The organism is Citrobacter sp. Cs237 (assembly GCF_030332325.1).
Taxonomy (GTDB): domain Bacteria; phylum Pseudomonadota; class Gammaproteobacteria; order Enterobacterales; family Enterobacteriaceae; genus Citrobacter_A; species Citrobacter_A sedlakii.
On the sequence record NZ_JAOWIB010000094.1, the window covers coordinates 44,949 to 65,153 of the forward strand.

The 20,205-nt window shown below is 55.1% G+C and carries 22 protein-coding genes and 1 pseudogene; 6 read left to right on the forward strand and 17 right to left on the reverse strand.

The window, feature by feature from the left end:
• Nucleotides 1-244 precede the first annotated feature (244 nt).
• The 3 genes from tnaA to OGY07_RS07145 all read left to right on the forward strand — a co-directional run bounded on the left by tnaA (nt 245) and on the right by OGY07_RS07145 (nt 3,998).
• Complete coding sequence (tnaA, locus tag OGY07_RS07135) at nt 245-1,660, forward strand: tryptophanase (RefSeq protein WP_042288670.1); 1,416 nt, start codon at nt 245-247, stop codon at nt 1,658-1,660.
• A 117-nt stretch (nt 1,661-1,777) separates the two neighbouring features.
• Nucleotides 1,778-3,025 (forward strand): low affinity tryptophan permease TnaB, encoded by a 1,248-nt coding sequence (gene tnaB / locus OGY07_RS07140; RefSeq protein ID WP_286599609.1) that lies wholly within the window; start codon nt 1,778-1,780, stop codon nt 3,023-3,025.
• Nucleotides 3,026-3,380: 355 nt separating this feature from the next.
• Nucleotides 3,381-3,998: a Fic/DOC family protein gene (locus tag OGY07_RS07145; protein WP_286599612.1), complete on the forward strand. Its 618-nt coding sequence runs from the start codon at nt 3,381-3,383 to the stop codon at nt 3,996-3,998.
• Here OGY07_RS07145 and OGY07_RS07150 read toward each other — a convergent pair.
• The gene (locus OGY07_RS07150; RefSeq protein ID WP_200035414.1) at nt 3,995-4,162 is read right to left on the reverse strand and encodes a hypothetical protein; all 168 of its coding nucleotides are present in this window, start codon (nt 4,160-4,162) and stop codon (nt 3,995-3,997) included. The two genes, OGY07_RS07145 and OGY07_RS07150, sit on opposite strands and share 4 nt — an antisense overlap.
• A 164-nt stretch (nt 4,163-4,326) precedes the next feature.
• Nucleotides 4,327-4,673 (reverse strand): annotated as a pseudogene (locus OGY07_RS23360) (integrase); the annotation flags it as partial.
• Between the two features lie 147 nt (nt 4,674-4,820).
• Between OGY07_RS23360 and mutS the strand changes: the two are divergent.
• Nucleotides 4,821-7,388 carry a DNA mismatch repair protein MutS gene (gene mutS / locus OGY07_RS07155; protein WP_286599614.1) on the forward strand — a complete coding sequence of 856 codons (2,568 nt, stop codon included), beginning with the start codon at nt 4,821-4,823 and terminating at the stop codon, nt 7,386-7,388.
• Between the two features lie 90 nt (nt 7,389-7,478).
• On the opposite strand, the gene OGY07_RS07160 is transcribed toward mutS, so the two are convergent.
• From OGY07_RS07160 to OGY07_RS07170, 3 genes are read right to left on the reverse strand one after another with little or no spacing between them, the layout of a single operon-like run.
• A complete protein-coding gene (locus OGY07_RS07160) occupies nt 7,479-7,715 on the reverse strand; it encodes a non-oxidative hydroxyarylic acid decarboxylases subunit D (RefSeq protein WP_060569400.1) in 237 nt (78 codons plus the stop codon).
• Nucleotides 7,716-7,725: 10 nt separating this feature from the next.
• The gene (locus tag OGY07_RS07165) at nt 7,726-9,153 is read right to left on the reverse strand and encodes a non-oxidative hydroxyarylic acid decarboxylases subunit C (protein WP_286599617.1); all 1,428 of its coding nucleotides are present in this window, start codon (nt 9,151-9,153) and stop codon (nt 7,726-7,728) included.
• Complete coding sequence (locus tag OGY07_RS07170; RefSeq protein ID WP_060569398.1) at nt 9,153-9,746, reverse strand: non-oxidative hydroxyarylic acid decarboxylases subunit B; 594 nt, start codon at nt 9,744-9,746, stop codon at nt 9,153-9,155. The genes OGY07_RS07165 and OGY07_RS07170 overlap by 1 nt, the downstream gene beginning before the upstream one ends.
• A 168-nt stretch (nt 9,747-9,914) precedes the next feature.
• Here OGY07_RS07170 and OGY07_RS07175 point away from each other — a divergent pair, with 168 nt between their 5' ends.
• Nucleotides 9,915-10,319 (forward strand): MarR family winged helix-turn-helix transcriptional regulator, encoded by a 405-nt coding sequence (locus OGY07_RS07175; RefSeq protein WP_060569397.1) that lies wholly within the window; start codon nt 9,915-9,917, stop codon nt 10,317-10,319.
• A gap of 119 nt (nt 10,320-10,438) precedes the next feature.
• Here OGY07_RS07175 and rpoS read toward each other — a convergent pair whose 3' ends face one another.
• On the reverse strand, nt 10,439-11,431 hold the full coding sequence (rpoS, locus tag OGY07_RS07180; RefSeq protein ID WP_042288692.1) for an RNA polymerase sigma factor RpoS: 993 nt from the start codon (nt 11,429-11,431) through the stop codon (nt 10,439-10,441).
• A gap of 62 nt (nt 11,432-11,493) precedes the next feature.
• Complete coding sequence (nlpD, locus tag OGY07_RS07185) at nt 11,494-12,579, reverse strand: murein hydrolase activator NlpD (RefSeq protein WP_233459309.1); 1,086 nt, start codon at nt 12,577-12,579, stop codon at nt 11,494-11,496.
• Between nlpD and OGY07_RS07190 the strand changes: the two genes are divergently transcribed.
• A complete protein-coding gene (locus OGY07_RS07190; RefSeq protein WP_229264090.1) occupies nt 12,485-12,706 on the forward strand; it encodes a hypothetical protein in 222 nt (73 codons plus the stop codon). The genes nlpD and OGY07_RS07190 overlap by 95 nt on opposite strands.
• A 46-nt stretch (nt 12,707-12,752) precedes the next feature.
• On the opposite strand, the gene OGY07_RS07195 is transcribed toward OGY07_RS07190, so the two are convergent.
• The 10 genes from OGY07_RS07195 to cysD all read right to left on the reverse strand — a co-directional run bounded on the left by OGY07_RS07195 (nt 12,753) and on the right by cysD (nt 20,183).
• Nucleotides 12,753-13,379: a protein-L-isoaspartate(D-aspartate) O-methyltransferase gene (locus OGY07_RS07195; protein ID WP_042288697.1), complete on the reverse strand. Its 627-nt coding sequence runs from the start codon at nt 13,377-13,379 to the stop codon at nt 12,753-12,755.
• Entirely contained in the window at nt 13,373-14,134 is a 762-nt protein-coding gene (gene surE / locus OGY07_RS07200; protein ID WP_042288698.1) for a 5'/3'-nucleotidase SurE, read from the reverse strand. The genes OGY07_RS07195 and surE overlap by 7 nt, the downstream gene beginning before the upstream one ends.
• Nucleotides 14,115-15,164, reverse strand: coding sequence for a tRNA pseudouridine(13) synthase TruD (truD, locus tag OGY07_RS07205; protein WP_286599628.1), 1,050 nt, complete (start codon nt 15,162-15,164; stop codon nt 14,115-14,117). The genes surE and truD overlap by 20 nt, the downstream gene beginning before the upstream one ends.
• Nucleotides 15,161-15,640 carry a 2-C-methyl-D-erythritol 2,4-cyclodiphosphate synthase gene (gene ispF, locus OGY07_RS07210; protein ID WP_060569394.1) on the reverse strand — a complete coding sequence of 160 codons (480 nt, stop codon included), beginning with the start codon at nt 15,638-15,640 and terminating at the stop codon, nt 15,161-15,163. The genes truD and ispF overlap by 4 nt, the downstream gene beginning before the upstream one ends.
• A complete protein-coding gene (gene ispD / locus OGY07_RS07215) occupies nt 15,640-16,350 on the reverse strand; it encodes a 2-C-methyl-D-erythritol 4-phosphate cytidylyltransferase (RefSeq protein ID WP_286599630.1) in 711 nt (236 codons plus the stop codon). The genes ispF and ispD overlap by 1 nt, the downstream gene beginning before the upstream one ends.
• An 18-nt stretch (nt 16,351-16,368) precedes the next feature.
• A complete protein-coding gene (ftsB, locus tag OGY07_RS07220) occupies nt 16,369-16,680 on the reverse strand; it encodes a cell division protein FtsB (protein ID WP_042288707.1) in 312 nt (103 codons plus the stop codon).
• Nucleotides 16,681-16,862: 182 nt separating this feature from the next.
• Nucleotides 16,863-17,186, reverse strand: a complete 324-nt coding sequence (locus OGY07_RS07225) for a DUF3561 family protein (protein ID WP_042288710.1) — start codon at nt 17,184-17,186, stop codon at nt 16,863-16,865.
• A gap of 46 nt (nt 17,187-17,232) precedes the next feature.
• Nucleotides 17,233-17,838: an adenylyl-sulfate kinase gene (cysC, locus tag OGY07_RS07230; protein WP_042288712.1), complete on the reverse strand. Its 606-nt coding sequence runs from the start codon at nt 17,836-17,838 to the stop codon at nt 17,233-17,235.
• Nucleotides 17,838-19,265: a sulfate adenylyltransferase subunit CysN gene (gene cysN / locus OGY07_RS07235; RefSeq protein ID WP_286599635.1), complete on the reverse strand. Its 1,428-nt coding sequence runs from the start codon at nt 19,263-19,265 to the stop codon at nt 17,838-17,840. Before cysN ends, cysC begins: the two co-directional genes overlap by 1 nt.
• A gap of 9 nt (nt 19,266-19,274) precedes the next feature.
• Nucleotides 19,275-20,183, reverse strand: coding sequence for a sulfate adenylyltransferase subunit CysD (gene cysD / locus OGY07_RS07240; RefSeq protein WP_042288720.1), 909 nt, complete (start codon nt 20,181-20,183; stop codon nt 19,275-19,277).
• Between the last annotated feature and the right edge of the window lie 22 nt (nt 20,184-20,205).

The window sequence follows — 20,205 nt, forward strand, 5'->3', positions numbered from 1 at the left end:
TCCACCGCAATATCATTGCAGGCTATTTATTTAGCCAGTAACTGATATCCCATACTTGTTTTTATGATTTCTGTTTCACCGCAGCGGTTTTGACTCGCCCTGATAAATTGGCGAAGGTCAGTCGTTTCGGCGATCTACGGTTAATCATAAAGACGAATTCGTATTGCGTCAGAAAAGTGGTTTTCATATTTCATGAATAACCCCGGGAATCGCGCGCCCAAAATAAAGATTAAAGGATGACATCATGAATAACTTTAAACATCTGCCAGAACCTTTTCGTATTCGCGTTATTGAACCGGTAAAACGCACCACCCGGGAGCATCGTGACAATGCGATTATTAACGCCGGGATGAACCCCTTCCTGCTGGATAGCGAAGATGTCTTTATTGATCTGCTGACTGACAGCGGCACCGGCGCCGTCACGCAAAATATGCAGGCGGCAATGATGCGCGGCGATGAAGCTTACAGCGGCAGCCGAAGCTATTATGCGTTATGCAAAGCGGTGAACGATATTTTTGGTTATCAGTACACCATTCCAACGCACCAGGGGCGCGGCGCTGAACAAATCTACATTCCGGTGCTGATCAAAAAACGCGAGCAGGAAAAAGGCCTCGATCGCAGCAAAATGGTGGCTTTCTCCAACTATTTCTTCGACACCACCCAGGGTCATAGCCAGATTAACGGCTGTACCGTTCGCAACGTCTACATTAAGGAAGCGTTTGATACTGCCGTTCGCAATGACTTTAAGGGTGATTTTGATCTGCAGAGTCTGGAGCATGAAATTGAAACCGTCGGCCCGAATAATGTCCCTTATATCGTGGCGACCATTACCTGTAACTCGGCGGGTGGCCAGCCGGTTTCGCTCGCGAACCTGAAAGCGATGTACGCTATCGCGAAGAAGTACGATATTCCGGTGGTAATGGACTCGGCGCGCTTTGCGGAAAACGCCTGGTTTATTCAGCAACGAGAGCCGGGTTATCAGGACTGGACCATTGAAGAGATCACCCGCGAGACCTACAAGTATGCGGATATGCTCGCCATGTCAGCGAAGAAGGATGCCATGGTGCCAATGGGTGGGCTGCTGTGCATTAAAGACGACAGTTTCCTCGATGTGTATACCGAATGCAGGACGATTTGCGTGGTGCAGGAAGGCTTCCCGACATACGGCGGGCTGGAAGGCGGTGCAATGGAGCGTCTGGCCGCGGGCCTCTACGATGGGATGAACCAGGACTGGCTATCCTACCGCATCGCGCAGGTTCAATACCTGGTAGACGGCCTGGAAGCCATCGGCGTGACCTGTCAGCAAGCGGGCGGGCATGCGGCATTCGTCGACGCCGGTAAGCTGCTGCCGCATATTCCTGCTGAGCAGTTCCCGGCCCAGGCGTTGGCCTGCGAACTGTATAAAGTCGCGGGCATTCGCGCCGTCGAGATTGGGTCATTCCTGCTTGGCCGCGATCCGAAAACCGGCAAGCAGCTACCGTGTCCGGCCGAGCTGCTGCGCTTAACCATCCCACGCGCGACGTACACCCAAACGCATATGGACTTTATTATTGAAGCGTTCGGACACGTCAAAGAAAATGCCCATAATATTAAAGGGTTAACCTTCACCTACGAGCCAAAAGTCTTACGTCACTTTACCGCGCGACTCGCGGAAGTGTAATTAACCCTGACGCCAGCGGCGTTATCGCCTTGATAACGCCGCTGGCGAATTCAAGCCTGGCATTACTGATATTCCTGACGACAACACCGACTTAGCCGTTATCATTAAGGGAACGCCATGGACGAAGACGCAAATAAAAAACACTCCTCATTCTGGGGAATTATGGTGATTGCCGGCACCGTTATTGGTGGCGGGATGTTTGCTTTACCGGTTGACCTTGCTGGCGCGTGGTTTTTCTGGGGGGCGTTTATTTTAATTATCTCCTGGTTTTCCATGTTGCATTCCGGGTTATTGTTATTAGAAGCCAACCTTAATTACCCCGTAGGATCCAGCTTTAACACGATTACGAAAGATTTAATAGGCGCGAAGTGGAACATCATCAGCGGCATCACCGTCGCTTTCGTGTTATATATTTTGACCTATGCCTATATTTCGGCGAACGGGGCAATCATTAGCGAAACCATTGCGATTAACACCGGCTCACATGTGAACCCGAGGATCGTGGGCATAGGTAGCGCAATCTTCGTCGCCAGCATTTTGTGGATCAGTTCTCTCGCCGCCAGTCGCATCACCTCTTTTTTTCTCGGCATTAAGATCATTGCCTTTATCGTGGTGTTCGGCTCATTCTTCTTTCAGGTTGACTATTCCATTCTCAGGGACATCGCCGAGCCACAGGCCAATCGCACCTATCTGCCCTATATTTTGATGGCGGTTCCGGTCTGCCTGGCTTCGTTCGGTTTTCACGGCAATATTCCCAGCCTGATTATCTGTTACGGCAAGAGAAAGGATAAGCTGATCAAAAGCATCGTCTTTGGTTCACTGTTGGCGCTGGTGATTTATCTGTTCTGGCTGTACTGCACGATGGGCAATATTCATCGCAGCAACTTCAAGGAGATCATCGCCTCAGGCGGCAATGTTGATTCGCTGGTAAAGTCATTTTTAGGCACTAACCAGCATGGCATTATCGAGTTTTTCCTGCTGATCTTTTCTAACCTTGCGGTAGCCAGTTCATTCTTTGGCGTCACGCTGGGGCTGTTCGACTACCTGGCGGATCTGTTCAAAATCGACAATTCCCCCCTCGGGCGATTCAAAACCCTGCTGTTTACCTTTTTACCTCCGGCTGCGTTGTACCTGCTGTTCCCAAACGGTTTTATCTACGCGATTGGCGGAGCCGGGCTGTGTGCCACCATCTGGGCGGTTATCGTGCCGGCATTCCTTGCGCTGAAATCGCGTGAACGCTTTCCGGATAAAATGTTCACCGTATGGGGCGGCAGAGCGATCCCCATGGTGGTGATATTGTTCGGCATTACGGTCATTCTTTGCTGGTTCGGCAGCACCTTTAACCTCCTGCCACGGTTTGGCTAAATCGAAATGGAATGAGGATCGAGAAGTCTCGATCCTCGCTTTCCCTGAGTTGCTTATCTCCGTTATCATAAGCCCCTTATGTGATAACAACGAAAACGAAAAGCATCGCAATCCGTTTAAATTCAGGGAACTGGACACAACTTCATGAGTACAATCGATAATTTCGACGCCCATACCCCCATGATGCATTGGTGTGTTGATATTGATAAATAACGATTATTTTCATAAAAATACCAAAAACTGCATTTCAGCCTACATTTATTTAACTAACTGATTTTACGAACATTGTTTGCCATACTCGTCTGGCGTTATACTCCCTCTGTTTTTCATCCCTCTAATAACACAGGGCATCTCCATGAGCCGATACCATGTACCCAGCAGTGAAGGCCAGTATGAGAAAGACTCTGGCGAACAAGTTTTGGCTAACAAGCTGGGGATCGCGACTTCTGATGAGATGAATGAGGCTGAACTTGTCCTGTTAGAACAACTCTACCAGTCCGTTTTTGAAGAACAGTTTCCGGAAGGACAGCTCAGCGTCGCCATGCTAAAACGCTGGCACCACCGCTGGTTAGGTAATGTCTACGAGTGGGCTGGACAAGAAAGAGCGGTTAACATCAGCAAAGGCGGCTTTATGTTTGCCCCCTCAGCACAGTTGCCAAAACTGCTGAACAAATTCGATACCAAATATCTTGCTCCTTTCACGCCATGTAGCGGCATGGACGAAGAACAACTCATCACCGCTATCGCCATCACCCATGTCGAGCTAATACTTATCCATCCATTCAGAGAGGGAAACGGACGCCTGTCGCGGCTGCTGGCCGACGTGATGGCCGTTCAGGGAGGATACAAACCGCTGGATTATCAAAGCTGGGAGCAAAACAAAGCCCAGTATATCTCGGCTATCCATGCAGGCGTATCAATGGACTACGAGCCGATGAAACACTGGGTCAGAGAAGCATTGAGAAGGGATTAAACCGCAAGACGTAAATGAGCGAACTTTTTGCGCGTCGCTTCAAGGGAAGCTTCGATCTTCTCGGAGGACTGCCCTGTTTCAACAGCCGTAGATGTTGCTACCGAGCGAACGATGTCAGCGCGAGATGGCTTAGCGTAGCTTGCCTGAGTTTTTTTGTTGTTCATAAACACTCCTGAAAAGCAGAATCTGGGCTGAAAGACATCGTTCAAACAGTATACCAAATCTTCTACGCAAATTCATATCAACCCTCTTTAAAGGTTCACGCAGCGCCCAGGATCTGTTAGCAATACAAAGCCTCTGCTTCTCGCGTCGCCGCATCCAGATTTCATCTGTTCAACTTCATAGTTTCAATGAATTTGCGAGCAGTCTCGCGTGACTGATCAATGCTGGCAGAATCTGAGACATTACCAATAGTAGATCTGATAACCTGTTTTAACGCCTTGCCACCTGTCGCTTGTCTGGTGATGACATACCTCGTTGAAGGATACAAATCTTTTTGGCGGCACTGATTTTGACACCACAACCTACGGGTGAATCCCTGTGGTTGTCAGTGATAAGATACGGCTTTCGTTCAGGACTGGGTAAGTAGACACCTCGCTCTTGCTGGCCGATATCTGGTTTGACGTCGCTAGATAACTCATTGATTATAATCGACTGAGTGAGTGTCATTTTCATTTGATGTATACCAGCAAGCCAGAGTATATACCCGAAACTAACCGGTAGACTTCTGGTATACAAATTTATGGGTTTATGTGGGTTCAAGGAGGTTTCACTTGGGGCCATTTGAGCACGCAAAAGACTTAAAAAACGAGTAAAATCAATATGAATGAGTCTATTGACAAGGATTTATCAGACCATACGCCCATGATGCAGCAGTATCTCAAGCTGAAAGCCCAGCATCCTGAGATCCTGCTTTTTTACCGCATGGGTGACTTTTACGAACTGTTTTATGACGATGCGAAACGTGCGTCACAGTTGCTCGATATATCGCTGACCAAACGCGGCGCGTCGGCGGGCGAACCGATTCCAATGGCGGGCATCCCCCACCATGCCGTCGAAAACTATCTCGCGAAGCTGGTCAATCAGGGCGAATCAGTCGCTATTTGCGAACAGATTGGCGACCCGGCCACCAGCAAAGGTCCGGTTGAACGTAAGGTGGTTCGCATTGTCACGCCAGGCACCATCAGCGATGAAGCGCTGTTGCAGGAGCGCCAGGACAACCTGCTGGCCGCCATCTGGCAGGACAGCAAAGGCTACGGCTACGCGACGCTGGATATCAGCTCCGGGCGCTTTCGTCTGAGCGAACCCGCCGACCGCGAAACGATGGCTGCCGAGCTGCAACGCACCAACCCGGCAGAATTACTGTACGCGGAAGATTTTGCCGAGATGGCGCTGATTGAGGGGCGCCGTGGGTTGCGTCGTCGCCCACTATGGGAATTCGAGATTGATACCGCCCGCCAACAGCTTAATTTGCAGTTTGGCACCCGGGATTTGATCGGTTTCGGCGTCGAAAACGCGCCGCGTGGGCTTTGCGCCGCTGGATGCCTTTTGCAGTATGTGAAAGATACCCAACGCACCTCTCTGCCGCATATCCGTTCCATCACCATGGAGCGCCAGCAGGACAGCATCATTATGGATGCCGCTACGCGTCGTAATCTGGAAATCACCCAGAATCTGGCGGGCGGCGTGGACAATACGCTGGCCTCGGTGCTCGACTGCACCGTGACCCCGATGGGCAGCCGTATGCTCAAACGCTGGCTGCATATGCCGGTGCGCGACACCGACATCCTCACCGAACGTCAGCAAACTATCGGCGCGTTACAGGATGCCACTGGCGACCTGCAACCGGTGCTGCGTCAGGTCGGTGATCTGGAGCGTATCCTCGCGCGTCTGGCCCTGCGAACCGCCCGTCCTCGCGATCTCGCCCGTATGCGTCACGCCTTCCAGCAGCTTCCGGAACTGCGCGCGCAACTGGAGTCGGTAAACAGCGCTCCCGTGCAGAGGCTGCGCGAAAAGATGGGCGAATTTGCTGAACTGCGCGATCTGCTGGAGCGCGCCATCATCGACGCGCCGCCGGTGCTGGTCCGTGACGGCGGCGTTATCGCACCGGGCTACAACGAAGAGCTGGACGAATGGCGCGCGCTGGCTGACGGCGCGACCGACTATCTCGACCGGCTGGAGATCCGCGAGCGCGAACGTACCGGCCTGGACACCCTCAAAGTCGGTTTTAACGCCGTACACGGTTACTACATTCAGATTAGCCGCGGGCAGAGCCACCTGGCGCCAATCAACTACGTCCGCCGTCAGACATTGAAAAACGCCGAGCGCTACATTATTCCGGAGCTGAAAGAGTACGAAGATAAAGTGCTCACCTCTAAGGGCAAAGCGCTGGCGCTGGAAAAACAGCTTTATGACGAACTGTTCGACCTGCTGTTGCCACATCTGGCAGATCTGCAGCAAAGCGCTAATGCGCTGGCGGAACTCGACGTGCTGGTGAACCTGGCAGAGCGCGCTTACACACTCAACTATACCTGCCCTGTCTTCACCGATAAGCCGGGCATTCGCATTACCGAAGGCCGTCATCCGGTGGTTGAGCAGGTGCTCAATGAGCCGTTTATCGCCAACCCGCTGGATCTCTCGCCGCAGCGGCGGATGTTGATTATCACCGGGCCGAACATGGGGGGTAAAAGCACCTATATGCGTCAGACCGCGCTGATCGCGCTGCTGGCATACATTGGCAGCTATGTGCCCGCCCAGAAAGTGGAGATTGGTCCGATTGATCGCATCTTCACCCGCGTCGGCGCGGCAGACGATCTGGCTTCCGGCCGTTCCACCTTCATGGTCGAGATGACTGAAACCGCCAACATTTTGCATAACGCCACCGAGAACAGCCTGGTGCTGATGGATGAAATCGGACGCGGCACCTCCACTTACGACGGCCTGTCGCTGGCATGGGCCTGCGCGGAAAACCTGGCGAATAAGATCAAGGCGCTGACGCTGTTTGCGACACACTACTTCGAGCTGACCCAATTACCGGAAAAAATGGAAGGGGTAGCCAATGTCCATCTGGATGCGCTGGAACATGGCGATACCATCGCCTTTATGCACAGCGTGCAGGACGGCGCGGCCAGCAAAAGCTATGGTCTGGCGGTGGCGGCGCTGGCGGGCGTGCCGAAAGAGGTGATTAAGCGCGCGCGCCAGAAGTTGCGCGAGCTGGAAAGCATTTCGCCGAACGCTGCCGCTACGCAGGTCGATGGCACGCAGATGTCGCTGCTGTCGATGCCAGAGGATACCTCTCCTGCCGTGGAAGCGCTGGAAAATCTCGATCCGGATTCGCTGACGCCGCGCCAGGCGCTGGAGTGGATTTATCGGCTCAAAAGCCTGGTGTAACCGTTATCGCCCGGTGGCGTTGCGCTTATCGGGCCTACGGCGTTAAGAATTCGTAGGCCCGATAAAGCGTCGCTGCTATCCGGTTCTGTATTAACGTTTATCTTCCGCCAGCAACGGCGGGATAGCGGGCACCATCGGCGCGTCGTCGATATCCTTCTGCGTCATGCGAAACGCCTCGGGATAATGCTCGCGGCGGGTACGGCGTAGCGGTTCGGTATCGCGCCAGGTATACAGGCAATGCTGACACTGGTAAACCGTCCAGACCCCCTTCACCGGCGAGGTCGCCATCACTTCAATCTGCTCATCGGCACAACGTGGACAAATCATCTGCTCCTCCTTATTTACGGTTAGCCAGCATGGCGGTCAGTTTCTCCGCCCAGGCTTTGGTTTCCGGGAGATCGCAGACCGGCTGGCTGTAATGTCCACGGTTGTCCGGCGCAACAGGCGTGGTGGCGTCAATAATCAGCTTGTCGGTGATCCCCGCCGGACTTGAACCGGGATCCAGCTCCAGCACCGACATATTCGGCAACTGCACCAAATCTCCCGCTGGATTGACCTTCGACGACAGCGCCCACATCACCTGCGGCAGATTGAACGGATCGACATCTTCGTCAACCATAATCACCATCTTTACGTAGCCCAGACCGTGCGGCGTGGTCATCGCGCGCAGGCCCACGGCGCGGGCAAAACCGCCGTAGCGCTTTTTGGTCGAAATAATCGCCAGCAGGCCGTGGGTGTACATCGCGTTTACCGCCTGAACCTCCGGGAATTCCGCTTTCAGTTGCTGATACAGCGGTACGCAGGTCGCCGGTCCCATCAGATAGTCGATTTCAGTCCATGGCATCCCGAGATAAAGCGACTCAAAAATCGGTTTGCTGCGGTAAGAGACTTTATCAATACGCACCACCGTCATATTGCGTCCGCCGGAGTAGTGGCCGGTAAACTCGCCGAACGGCCCTTCGATCTCGCGCTTACGGCTTTCGATGACGCCCTCGAGGATCACTTCGGAGCCCCAGGGTACGTCAAAGCCAGTCAGCGGGGCGGTGGCGATGGGATACGGGCTTTCGCGCAGCGCGCCGGCCATTTCATACTCCGACTGATCGTACTTCAGCGATGTGGCGCCCATCAGAGTGATGATCGGATCATTACCGAGGGTAATCGCAATCGGCAGATCCTCACCGCGCTCTTCCGCTTTATGCAGATGCAGCGCGATGTCATGCATCGGCACCGGTTGCAGACCAAGTTTGCGCTTGCCTTTGACTTCCATGCGGTAAATCCCGACGTTTTGCTTGCCGAAGTTGTCCGGATCAAGCGGATCGCGGGAGACCACGCAGGCTTTATCGAGGTAAAAACCGCCGTCACCGTCGTTCAGTCGAAACAGCGGCAGGATGTCGAAAAGGTTGATCGCATCGCCGTCAACGGTGTTTTCCGCCCATGCCGGATTCGCCCGGCGTTCCGGCGCAACGGGAAAGTGATCCCAGCGACGAATAAACTCATCTATTTGCTTTTTTACCGGCGTATTCGGTGGCAACCCCAGTGAGATCGCGTGGTTTTGCCACGAACCGATGGTGTTCATCGCCACGCGCGCGTCGGTGAAGCCACGAATGTTATCAAACCACAGCGCGGGCGCGCCGTCGCCAATACGTCCGGTGGCGTTAGCGGCTGCCGCCAGATCCGGCTCGGCGCTCACTTCTTCACCGATCTTCAGCAGTTGCCCCTGCTCGTCCAGCGCCTGTAAAAAGCTGCGTAAATCATCAAATGCCATTATTCATTCTCCTGAGAAAAATTCCGCTCCTGCTGCAACCCCTGCCAGCGGCGGGCGTGGGGATGCTCAAGCGCGAACTGGTCGAGTACGCGCGCCACGATATGCTGAGTGATGTCATCTACGGTTTGTGGATGGTTGTAGAACGCGGGCATCGGCGGCACCATCGCCACGCCCATGCGGGATAAGGCAAGCATGTTCTCCAGATGCAGGGTGCTAAGCGGCATTTCGCGCGGCACCAGCACCAGTTTGCGCCCCTCTTTCAGCACCACGTCGGCAGCGCGCCCCACCAGGCCTTCGGCATAGCCTGCGCGAATACCGGCCAACGTTTTCATACTGCACGGAATGACGATCATGCCGTCGGTACGAAAGGATCCAGAAGAGATCGTTGCCGCCTGATCCGCCGGGCTATGACAGTAATCAGCCAGTGCCGCAACGTCCCGCGCCCGCCAGGGCGTTTCCAGCTCAATGGTGGTTTTGGCCCACTTTGACATCACCAGATGCGTTTCCACCTCCGGCATCTGCCGCAACACCTGAAGCAGCGCCACGCCAAGCGGCGCGCCTGTTGCGCCGGTCATCCCAACAATCAGTCTCATTCATCGCCTCAATATTGTTCGTATACGAACGTTTGCATTAAAATACGCCAGCGATGAAGTAACAACAAGATCCTGAAAATTGCACCGCACGGATCGCTTAAAACGGCTGCATTAAAAAACCGGCAAGAAACCGCTATGATAGAAGCCGATACGCAAACCGGAGTTCCCATGGCGTTACGAAACACAGCGTTTCACCTGTTACGGCAACTTTTTCAGCAGCATACCGCACGCTGGCAGCATGAATTACCGGAGCTGACCAAACCTCAGTACGCCGTCATGCGCGCCATTGCCGAGCGCCCTGGCATTGAGCAGGTCGACCTTACCGAGGCTGCGGTAAGTACGAAAGCTACGCTGGCGGAGATGCTAAGCCGAATGGAAAAACGCGGGCTGGTGAGGCGAGAAAACGATCCGCTGGATAAACGTCGACGCTTTGTGTTTCTCACTGCGCAAGGCGAAGCGTTGCTGACAACGACGATGCCGCTGGGCAACCGCGTGGATGAGGAATTTCTGGGGCGGCTAAGCGAAGAAGAGCGCGAACAGTTCACGCGACTGGTGCGTAAAATGATGGAATGATTTTCCTGGCGCGGCTCACGCCTTATCCGGCCTGAAGCCCGTTCCCTCTGGACTTGCCGGACAATCCCCAAAAAAAAGACCAGCCTCACAGAGACTGGTCTTTCTTGATGGAACTTTGCTTACTCGCGGAACAGCGCTTCGATATTCAGTCCCTGAGTCTGCAAAATTTCCCGCAGACGACGCAGACCTTCAACCTGAATCTGACGGACACGTTCACGCGTGAGACCAATTTCGCGGCCCACATCTTCCAGTGTCGCAGCTTCATAACCCAGCAGACCGAAACGACGTGCCAGCACTTCACGCTGTTTGGCGTTCAGTTCGAACAGCCATTTGACGATACTCTGCTTCATATCGTCATCCTGCGTGGTGTCTTCCGGACCGTTGTCTTTTTCATCGGCCAGGATATCCAGCAACGCTTTTTCAGAGTCGCCACCCAACGGGGTGTCCACCGAGGTAATGCGCTCGTTAAGACGAAGCATGCGGCTAACGTCATCAACCGGTTTATCCAGTTGCTCTGCGATTTCCTCCGCGCTCGGTTCGTGGTCCAGCTTATGGGACAACTCACGGGCGGTACGCAGGTAAACGTTCAGCTCTTTTACAATGTGAATAGGCAGTCGAATGGTACGGGTTTGGTTCATAATCGCCCGTTCAATCGTCTGGCGAATCCACCAGGTTGCGTATGTTGAGAAGCGGAACCCGCGTTCCGGGTCAAACTTCTCGACGGCACGGATAAGCCCCAGATTGCCCTCTTCGATCAGGTCCAGCAACGCCAGACCACGATTGCCGTATCGGCGGGCAATTTTCACCACCAGACGCAGGTTACTTTCAATCATCCGACGGCGTGAGGCAACATCTCCGCGCAGTGCGCGACGCGCGAAATACACTTCTTCTTCGGCTGTTAGCAGTGGCGAATATCCGATTTCACCAAGGTAAAGCTGAGTCGCGTCCAACACACGCTGTGTGGCCCCCTGCGATAACAGCTCCTCTTCAGCCAACTCGTTATCACTGGGTTCCTCTTCAACTAAGGCTTTTTCGTCAAAAACCTCAACTCCGTTCTCATCAAATTCCGCGTCTTCATTTAAATCATGAACTTTCAGCGTATTCTGACTCATAAGGTGGCTCCTACCCGTGATCCCTTGACGGAACTAGCAAGTGTCAGCCAGGTTCCGTCGATTTATCGCTGCGGTAAATAACGCAGCGGGTTTACGGATTTCCCCTTGTAACGAATTTCAAAATGCAAGCGTGTAGAACTGGTTCCGGTGCTACCCATGGTCGCTATTTTTTGCCCCGCCTTCACTTCCTGTTGTTCCCGGACCAGCATTGTATCGTTATGGGCGTAGGCACTCAGGTAATCATCGTTATGTTTGATGATAATAAGATTACCGTAACCGCGCAGCGCGTTACCGGCATACACGACGCGGCCATCTGCGGTCGCGACAATTGCCTGTCCTTTGCTGCCTGCAATGTCGATCCCTTTATTGCCCCCTTCGGTAGCGCCAAAGTTTTCGATCACTTTGCCTTCCGTCGGCCAGCGCCATGTTGAAATTGGCGAACTGGTAGACGTACTGCTTGCAGTCGATTCGGTTGTGCTAACCGCCGGAGCCGTTACAGGCGCTGTGACAACTGTCCCAGCAGGCTTGTTGTTAGGCAACATTTTGTTAGCACTTTGTTCACCTGAATTCTCAGAATACGTAATTGTCGGTTTCGACGCAACAGCGACGGCGGAATTTTGTGCAGGGTTGGTCACAACTCCTTGCGCGGCCGCATCGGCCTGGGTGATCGCATTTCCGCCCGTGATTGGCGCACCGGACGCGTTGCCGACCTGGAGGGTCTGCCCAACATTCAGGCCATACGGGGCCGGAATGTTATTCCGTTGCGCAAGATCGCGGAAGTCGTTGCCGGTGATCCACGCGATATAAAATAGCGTATCGCCCTTTTTAACGGTGTAGGTACTGCCGCCGGTATAGCTACCTTTCGGAATGTTCCCATACTGACGATTGTACACAATACGACCGTTTTCCATCTGAACGGGTTGCTCCGCAACGGGCTGGATTTGCGTCGGTTGACTCACCGGACGCTGGACCGGCTGAATTTGCGGCGTTTGCTGCTGTGCGGTATTCGCGCTCCCCATTGTCGGCGGGGGCGTAATCAGCATCCCAGAATTCGTGTTCGCAGGGGCGCTGCCATTAACGGAACTGACTGGCGCTGGCGGATTAGAGGAATTTGAACAGCCTGCCAGCCATAACGAAACCAGTGACAATGCCGCGATGCGGCTGACGGTGAATTTTGGGCTTCCCGCGCTCATTTATCCCCCAGGAAAAAATTGGTTAACAACCAGTGACATAATAACCATGAAAGCACTGGAAAACGTCTTCACAATACGCTGACCTGTTGCAAAATAACCAGGAAAACTCCAGGTATTCGGGCCGTTTTCTATGCCAGTTCGCCCTTGACCAGGGGAACAAAACGCACGGCTTCCACGGTGTCGATAATAAATTCGCCGCCCCGACGACGCACCCGTTTCAGAAACTGATGCTCATCGCCCACGGGCAAAACGAGAATGCCGCCCTCGTCCAGTTGCGTCATTAACGCAGTCGGGATCTCCGGCGGTGCTGCCGTCACAATGATAGCGTCAAACGGCGCACGTGCTTGCCAACCTTGCCATCCATCGCCGTGACGAGTTGAAACATTGTGTAAATCAAGCTGTTTCAGGCGACGGCGCGCCTGCCATTGCAGCCCTTTGATGCGTTCGACCGAGCAGACATGGTGCACCAGATGCGCCAGTATCGCCGTCTGATACCCGGAACCCGTGCCGATCTCCAGCACCCGCGACTGCGGCGTCAGCTCCAGCAATTCGGTCATACGCGCGACCATATAGGGCTGCGAGATCGTCTGCCCCTGTCCTATCGGTAGCGCGATGTTATCCCAGGCTTTATGTTCAAACGCTTCATCGATGAATTTTTCGCGCGGCACGGCGGCTAGCGCCTCAAGCACATGCTCATCGCGGATCCCCTGCCCGCGAAGTTGATCAAGAAGCGTCTGTACGCGTCTGCTTACCATTGCGTGTCAACTCCCACGCTGTCTAACCAGTCAGAAACCACATCATGCGCGCTGTGCGCGGTTAAATCCACATGCAGCGGCGTAATGGAGACATAACCGTCCTCCACCGCGGCAAAATCGGTGTCAGGCCCGGCGTCATGCTTGTCGCCCGGCGGGCCAATCCAGTACAGCGTATTGCCACGCGGATCTTCCTGCGGGATCACTTTATCCGCCGGATGGCGGCTGCCGCAGCGGGTTACGCGGATCCCTTTGATCTGATCCAACGGCAGGTCCGGGACGTTGATGTTCAGGATCCGTCCTGTACGCAGCGGCTCACGGCTTAACGCGCGCAGGATACGGCAGGTGATGGCGGCGGCGGTCTCGTAATGCTGATAGCCGTCCAGCGAAACGGCCAGCGCCGGAAAACCAAGATGCCGTCCTTCCATCGCCGCGGCGACGGTCCCCGAGTAAATCACATCATCGCCGAGATTCGGCCCGGCGTTAATCCCGGACACCACGATGTCCGGACGCGGACGCATCAGCGCATTTACGCCCAGATAAACGCAGTCAGTGGGCGTACCCATTTGGACCGCAATGTCGCCGTTATCAAAGGTGAAGGTGCGAAGCGAAGATTCCAGCGTTAATGAGTTCGACGCGCCGCTGCGGTTACGATCCGGGGCGACGACCTGTACGTCGGCAAACTCCCGCAGCGCTTTCGCCAGCGTTTGTATACCGGGTGCGTGGACCCCGTCATCGTTACTCAGCAATATGCGCATAATCACCCATTGTGTTAATCAGTTCCCTCACTACGCTGGTGGCGAAGCTCCCGGCAGGTAGCCAGAAACGCAGTTCGACGGTGACGTCGTCCCACCAGTTCCAGCGCATCTGTTGCGGATAAAGCAGCATCGCCCGGCGCGCCGCGTCTACTTTTTCACGCACCAGTAATGACTGTAACTGCGTTTCTTCCGCGATAGCGGCCTGTTCAAACGCCAGCGCATCACGCTGGGTTCCCCATTCACCGCGACCGGGAAGCGAAGCCGTAATCATCAGCGTTTTAGTGTCGACGCGAGCCTGTAATTCCGCCCGCTCTTCCAACGTCGCCACGAACCAGCTTCCGCGTCCCGCTAATTGTAGCGCATCGCCGTCAACAACTTGATTAAAGTCTGGTTTTTTCAAACGCTCGCTGACAATTTGATTAAACAACGCACTACGGGCCGCCGACAACCAAAAACTGCGTTTATTGCGATCGCGCACCGGCGCATCGCTTTGCGCCCAGCGCAGCGCGCCCTGTATGTTACTGCCGCCAATGCCGAAGCGCTGCGCGCCAAAATAGTTGGGCACCCCCGCCTCATTAATCGCCTTCAGACGGGATTCCACCTCATCACGCTGACTGATGTCGCGCAGCACCAGCGTAAACGCGTTCCCCTTCAGGGCGCCTAAACGCAGCTTACGCTTGTGGCGCGCATACTCCAGCACCTTGCAACCTTCCAACTGGAAGGCGCTCAGGTCCGGCATCGCTTTGCCCGGCACACGCGCGCACAGCCACTGTTCGGTGACGGCATGCTTATCTTTTTGCCCGGCAAAGCTGACTTCCCGGGCGTGAATTTTCAGAAATTTCGCCAGCGCGTCCGCGACAAAACGGGTATTGCAGCCGTTTTTGAGGATCCGCACCAGGACATGCTCACCTTCACCGTCGGGCTCAAAACCTAAATCTTCCACAACCACAAAATCTTCCGGGTTGGCTTTCAGCAGCCCGGCGCTCTGCGGTTTGCCGTGGAGCCAGGTGAGATCGTCAAACGCTGTCATTTCACCGCCTTTATCAGTAACGCGACCGCCTCACAGGCGATCCCTTCCCCCCGTCCGGTAAAGCCGAGTTTTTCCGTGGTGGTGGCTTTCACGTTAACGTCATCCATGTGACAGCCGAGATCCTCCGCGATAAACACGCGCATCTGCGGAATGTGCGGCAGCATTTTTGGCGCCTGGGCAATAATCGTCACATCAACGTTTCCGAGGGTATAGCCTTTGGCCTGAATGCGACGCCAGGCTTCACGCAGCAATTCACGGCTGTCCGCGCCTTTAAATGCCGGATCGGTATCCGGAAACAGCTTGCCGATATCCCCCAGCGCGGCTGCGCCGAGCAGCGCATCGGTCAGCGCGTGGAGCGCGACGTCGCCGTCAGAATGCGCTAACAGGCCCTTCTCATACGGGATGCGCACGCCGCCAATGATAACCGGGCCTTCGCCGCCAAAGGCATGTACGTCGAAACCGTGTCCAATTCGCATTACGCTATCTCCTCATGGTTTTTTCGGGTCAGATAAAATTCAGCCAGCGCTAAATCTTCCGGACGCGTTACTTTGATATTATCAGCCCGCCCTTCAACAAGCTGTGGATGGAAGCCGCAGTACTCCAGCGCCGAGGCTTCGTCGGTAATGGTCGCGCCTTCGTTCAGCGCGCGGGTCAGACAGTCATGCAGCAGTTCACGCGGGAAAAATTGCGGCGTCAGCGCATGCCATAGATCGGTGCGTTCGACGGTATGGGCGATGGCCGCAACGCCCGGTTCGGCGCGCTTCATCGTGTCGCGCACCGGGGCGGCAAGGATCCCGCCGGTGCGGCTGGTTTCGCGGATCGCCAGCAGGCGGGCGAGATCATCCTGATGCAGACAGGGGCGCGCCGCGTCGTGCACCAGCACCCATTCAGCGTCGCCTGCGGCGCGAAGCCCGGCCAGAACGGAATCGGCACGCTCATTGCCGCCGTCCACCACGGTGATGTGCGGATGTTGCGCCAGCGGAAGTTGTGCAAAGCGGCTGTCGCCTGGGCTGATGGCAATGATCACGCGGGTGACCTGAGGGTGCGCCAGCAGCGCATAGACCGAGTGTTCGAGAATGGTTTTATTGCCGATCGAGAGGTACTGCTTAGGACATTCAGTTTGCATACGGCGGCCAAAGCCGGCCGCCGGCACCACGGCGCAAACATCCAAATAAGTGGCTGCCATGTTAAATCCCTGGATGGTTTATCGAGTATTTTGCCCCGCAGTTTGCGCGCGTTTAGACGCGTCGGGCACCAGGCGATAAAACGTTTCGCCCGGTTTCGTCATGCTGAGTTCGTTGCGTGCGCGTTCTTCGATAGCTTCCTGACCGCCATTGAGATCGTCAATTTCGGCGAAAAGCTGATCGTTACGCGCTTTAAGTTTGGCGTTCGTCGCCTGCTGCGCCGCCACGTCATCGTTGACGCGACTGTAGTCATGTATACCGTTCTTACCGAACCACAGCGAATACTGCAGCCAGACCAGTAAAGCCAGCAACAGCAGCGTTAGTTTACCCATCCTGCCCCCTGAAAAACGGCACTATCATCCCATACTTCCACAAACGACTCTATGCTGTGGGCGGGAATGCCGCGACAACGCGGGCAAATGTACCACATTTGCCCTGCATAACGTATACCCGGCACCCCGGGAACATCATCTCATTGTTGGTTACGGTTTGAATTATGGACAGCGGTCGCGCTTTAGCCCAGCAGCCACAAAAACAGCGCGCCGAACATCGCGCACACCGTCAGCAGCGTGGCGACAATGCTGTAGCGCAATTTTCCGTTGAAGAGGGAATGTTGGGCGATGCCCACGACAACCGCGACGGGCATTAGCGCCAGAAAGAATGGCCAGGTATAAATGAAGAAAAACAAGGTGTTAGGACCATACACCAAAAAAGGGATCCCCAGCGCCAGCAGCCATGACGCGAATCCCACCACGGCGCCGGGTAGCGACCAGGTGGTTTCGTCATCGGCAGAAAACGTTTCGGACGCCGGGAGGGTGATGTTCTGGCTATTACGCATATCGAATCCTGTAACCTTGACTGACCGGGCAAACAGGTCAGGTGTCTCAGGATCTGATAATATCGTCCTGTCTCAGCAGGTCTAACAATTGACTCACCAAATTTGTTACTAATTGTTCACCATTCAGATGAATCTCTGGCGATTCAGGGGCTTCGTAAACCGCATCAATACCGGTAAAGTTGCGCAACTCACCGGCGCGCGCCTTCTTATATAACCCCTTTGGATCGCGCGCTTCACAGGTTTCCAGCGGCGTATCGACAAACACCTCAATAAAACGCCCTTCGCCTACCCGCTCACGCACCATCCGCCGCTCCGCCCGGTGCGGCGAGATAAACGCTGTCAGCACCACCAGCCCGGCATCCACCATCAGATTCGCTACCTCGCCGACCCGACGAATGTTCTCTTTGCGGTCGGCATCGCTAAAGCCCAGGTCGCTGCACAGGCCGTGGCGCACGTTATCGCCATCAAGCAAATATGTGCTGACGCCAAGCGCGTGCAGCGCTTCTTCCAGCGCGCCGGCCACCGTCGATTTTCCCGACCCAGAAAGCCCGGTAAACCACAGCACAACCCCACGATGACCATGGCGTTGCTCACGCTGGTGCGGCGTAACGGAATGGGCATGCCAGACGACATTTTCGTCATGCTGCGCCATTATTTGCCCTCCAGCAGATCGCGCGCGCCCCAGTGGGGGAAGTGACGGCGCACCAGCGCATTCAGTTCCAGCTCAAAGTCGCTATACCCGGTTGAGGCTGTCGCTGCCTGCGCAATGGGCTCACGCACCATGCCCGCCCCGACGGTAACGTTGCTGAGACGGTCGATAAAGATCAGTCCGCCGGTCACCGGATTCTGCGAATAGGTGTCCAGCACCAGCGGTTCGTCAAAGGTCAGATTAACCAGGCCAATGCCGTTCAGCGGCAGGTTTTCCACCTCACGCTGGGTCAGGTTGTTGATATCTACCTGATACTGCACGCCGTCAATGCGCGCGCGAGTCTTTTTGCCGGCAATTTTGACTTCGTAGCTCTGACCCGGTGCCAACGGCTGTTCTGCCATCCACACCACATTTACAGCGGCGCGTTGTACGGCAGGTAACGTGTCGCCCGCATCCAGCAGCAAATCGCCCCGGCTAATATCGATTTCATCTTTTAAAACGAGGGTGATCGCCTCACCGGCAAACGCCTGCTCCAAATCGCCGTCAAAGGTGACGATGCGGGCCACACTGGACTCCACGCCGGACGGCAGCACCCGAACGCGTTGACCCACGTTGACACTCCCGGAGGCCAGAGTGCCGGAGTAACCGCGAAAATCAAGGTTCGGACGGTTAACGTACTGCACCGGGAAGCGCATTGGCTGGTTGTCCACCACCCGCTGGATCTCAACGGTTTCCAGCACTTCCAGCAGTGTCGGACCGCTGTACCACGGCATACTCTCGCTTCGGGAAGCCACGTTGTCGCCTTCCAGCGCAGACAGCGGCACAAAGCGGATATCCAGATCCCCCGGCAACTGCCCGGCAAAGTTCAGGTAATCTTCCCGAATGCGCGCAAAAGTCTCTTCGCTGAAACCGACCAGATCCATTTTGTTGATCGCCACGACCAGGTGCTTGATCCCCAGCAGCGTGGAAATAAAGCTATGGCGTCGGGTTTGATCCAGCACGCCTTTTCGCGCATCGATCAGCAGGATCGCCAGATCGCAGGTGGACGCGCCGGTCGCCATGTTACGGGTATACTGCTCGTGCCCAGGCGTATCGGCGATGATAAATTTGCGCTTCTCGGTGGAGAAATAACGGTACGCGACGTCAATGGTGATCCCCTGCTCGCGTTCAGCCTGTAGGCCATCCACCAACAGCGCCAGATCCAGTTTCTCGCCCTGCGTCCCGTGACGTTTGCTGTCATTATGCAGCGATGAGAGCTGGTCTTCGTAAATCTGGCGGGTGTCATGCAGCAGACGACCAATCAGGGTACTTTTGCCATCATCCACGCTGCCGCAGGTTAAGAAACGCAGCAGGCTTTTATGCTGTTGGGCGACCATCCAGGCTTCGACGCCGCCTTCATTGGCGATTTGTTGTGCAAGTGTGGTGTTCATGGCGGCTCCTTAGAAATACCCCTGACGTTTCTTCAGCTCCATAGAGCCTGCCTGGTCGCGGTCGATGACCCGCCCCTGACGTTCGCTGGTGGTCGAAACCAGCATCTCTTCAATAATTTCCGGTAATGTCCGGGCATTCGATTCAACCGCGCCGGTCAGCGGCCAGCAGCCGAGGGTGCGGAAGCGCACCATACGTTTTTTGATCATTTCCCCCGGTTGCAGGTCAATGCGATCGTCGTCGATCATCATCAGCATGCCGTCGCGCTCCAGCACCGGACGCTCAGCCGCCAGATACAGCGGGACAATCTCGATGTTTTCCAGCCAGATGTACTGCCAGATATCCTGTTCCGTCCAGTTAGAAAGCGGGAAGACGCGGATGCTCTCGCCTTTGTTAATCTGGCCGTTATAGTTGTGCCACAGTTCCGGGCGTTGGTTTTTGGGATCCCAGCGATGAAAACGGTCGCGGAAAGAGTAAATGCGCTCTTTAGCGCGAGACTTTTCTTCGTCACGACGCGCGCCGCCGAACGCAGCGTCAAACCCGTACTTGTTCAATGCCTGCTTCAAGCCTTCGGTTTTCATGATGTCGGTATGTTTGGCGCTGCCGTGGACAAACGGGTTAATGCCCATCGCTACCCCTTCCGGGTTTTTATGCACCAGCAACTCGCAACCGTAAGCTTTCGCGGTACGGTCGCGGAATTCGTACATTTCGCGGAACTTCCAACCGGTGTCGACGTGCAGCAGCGGAAACGGCAGCGTTCCCGGGTAAAACGCCTTACGCGCCAAATGCAGCATGACGCTGGAGTCTTTACCGATAGAATAGAGCATTACCGGGTTGGAGAATTCTGCCGCCACCTCGCGAATAATATGGATGCTTTCCGCTTCCAGCTGTCGCAGGTGGGTGAGTCGTTTTTGGTCCATAGCCGTTCCTTTACAATACCGC

What these genes read in the sequence shown, in the direction of transcription:
- tnaA (WP_042288670.1), top strand. Translation starts at nt 245, where the DNA reads ATGAATAACTTTAAACATCTGCCAGAACCTTTTCGTATTCGCGTTATT.
- tnaB (WP_286599609.1), top strand. Translation starts at nt 1,778, where the DNA reads ATGGACGAAGACGCAAATAAAAAACACTCCTCATTCTGGGGAATTATG.
- OGY07_RS07145 (WP_286599612.1), top strand. Translation starts at nt 3,381, where the DNA reads ATGAGCCGATACCATGTACCCAGCAGTGAAGGCCAGTATGAGAAAGAC.
- OGY07_RS07150 (WP_200035414.1), bottom strand. Translation starts at nt 4,162, where the DNA reads ATGAACAACAAAAAAACTCAGGCAAGCTACGCTAAGCCATCTCGCGCT.
- mutS (WP_286599614.1), top strand. Translation starts at nt 4,821, where the DNA reads ATGAATGAGTCTATTGACAAGGATTTATCAGACCATACGCCCATGATG.
- OGY07_RS07160 (WP_060569400.1), bottom strand. Translation starts at nt 7,715, where the DNA reads ATGATTTGTCCACGTTGTGCCGATGAGCAGATTGAAGTGATGGCGACC.
- OGY07_RS07165 (WP_286599617.1), bottom strand. Translation starts at nt 9,153, where the DNA reads ATGGCATTTGATGATTTACGCAGCTTTTTACAGGCGCTGGACGAGCAG.
- OGY07_RS07170 (WP_060569398.1), bottom strand. Translation starts at nt 9,746, where the DNA reads ATGAGACTGATTGTTGGGATGACCGGCGCAACAGGCGCGCCGCTTGGC.
- OGY07_RS07175 (WP_060569397.1), top strand. Translation starts at nt 9,915, where the DNA reads ATGGCGTTACGAAACACAGCGTTTCACCTGTTACGGCAACTTTTTCAG.
- rpoS (WP_042288692.1), bottom strand. Translation starts at nt 11,431, where the DNA reads ATGAGTCAGAATACGCTGAAAGTTCATGATTTAAATGAAGACGCGGAA.
- OGY07_RS07195 (WP_042288697.1), bottom strand. Translation starts at nt 13,379, where the DNA reads ATGGTAAGCAGACGCGTACAGACGCTTCTTGATCAACTTCGCGGGCAG.
- surE (WP_042288698.1), bottom strand. Translation starts at nt 14,134, where the DNA reads ATGCGCATATTGCTGAGTAACGATGACGGGGTCCACGCACCCGGTATA.
- truD (WP_286599628.1), bottom strand. Translation starts at nt 15,164, where the DNA reads ATGACAGCGTTTGACGATCTCACCTGGCTCCACGGCAAACCGCAGAGC.
- ispF (WP_060569394.1), bottom strand. Translation starts at nt 15,640, where the DNA reads ATGCGAATTGGACACGGTTTCGACGTACATGCCTTTGGCGGCGAAGGC.
- ispD (WP_286599630.1), bottom strand. Translation starts at nt 16,350, where the DNA reads ATGGCAGCCACTTATTTGGATGTTTGCGCCGTGGTGCCGGCGGCCGGC.
- ftsB (WP_042288707.1), bottom strand. Translation starts at nt 16,680, where the DNA reads ATGGGTAAACTAACGCTGCTGTTGCTGGCTTTACTGGTCTGGCTGCAG.
- OGY07_RS07225 (WP_042288710.1), bottom strand. Translation starts at nt 17,186, where the DNA reads ATGCGTAATAGCCAGAACATCACCCTCCCGGCGTCCGAAACGTTTTCT.
- cysC (WP_042288712.1), bottom strand. Translation starts at nt 17,838, where the DNA reads ATGGCGCAGCATGACGAAAATGTCGTCTGGCATGCCCATTCCGTTACG.
- cysN (WP_286599635.1), bottom strand. Translation starts at nt 19,265, where the DNA reads ATGAACACCACACTTGCACAACAAATCGCCAATGAAGGCGGCGTCGAA.
- cysD (WP_042288720.1), bottom strand. Translation starts at nt 20,183, where the DNA reads ATGGACCAAAAACGACTCACCCACCTGCGACAGCTGGAAGCGGAAAGC.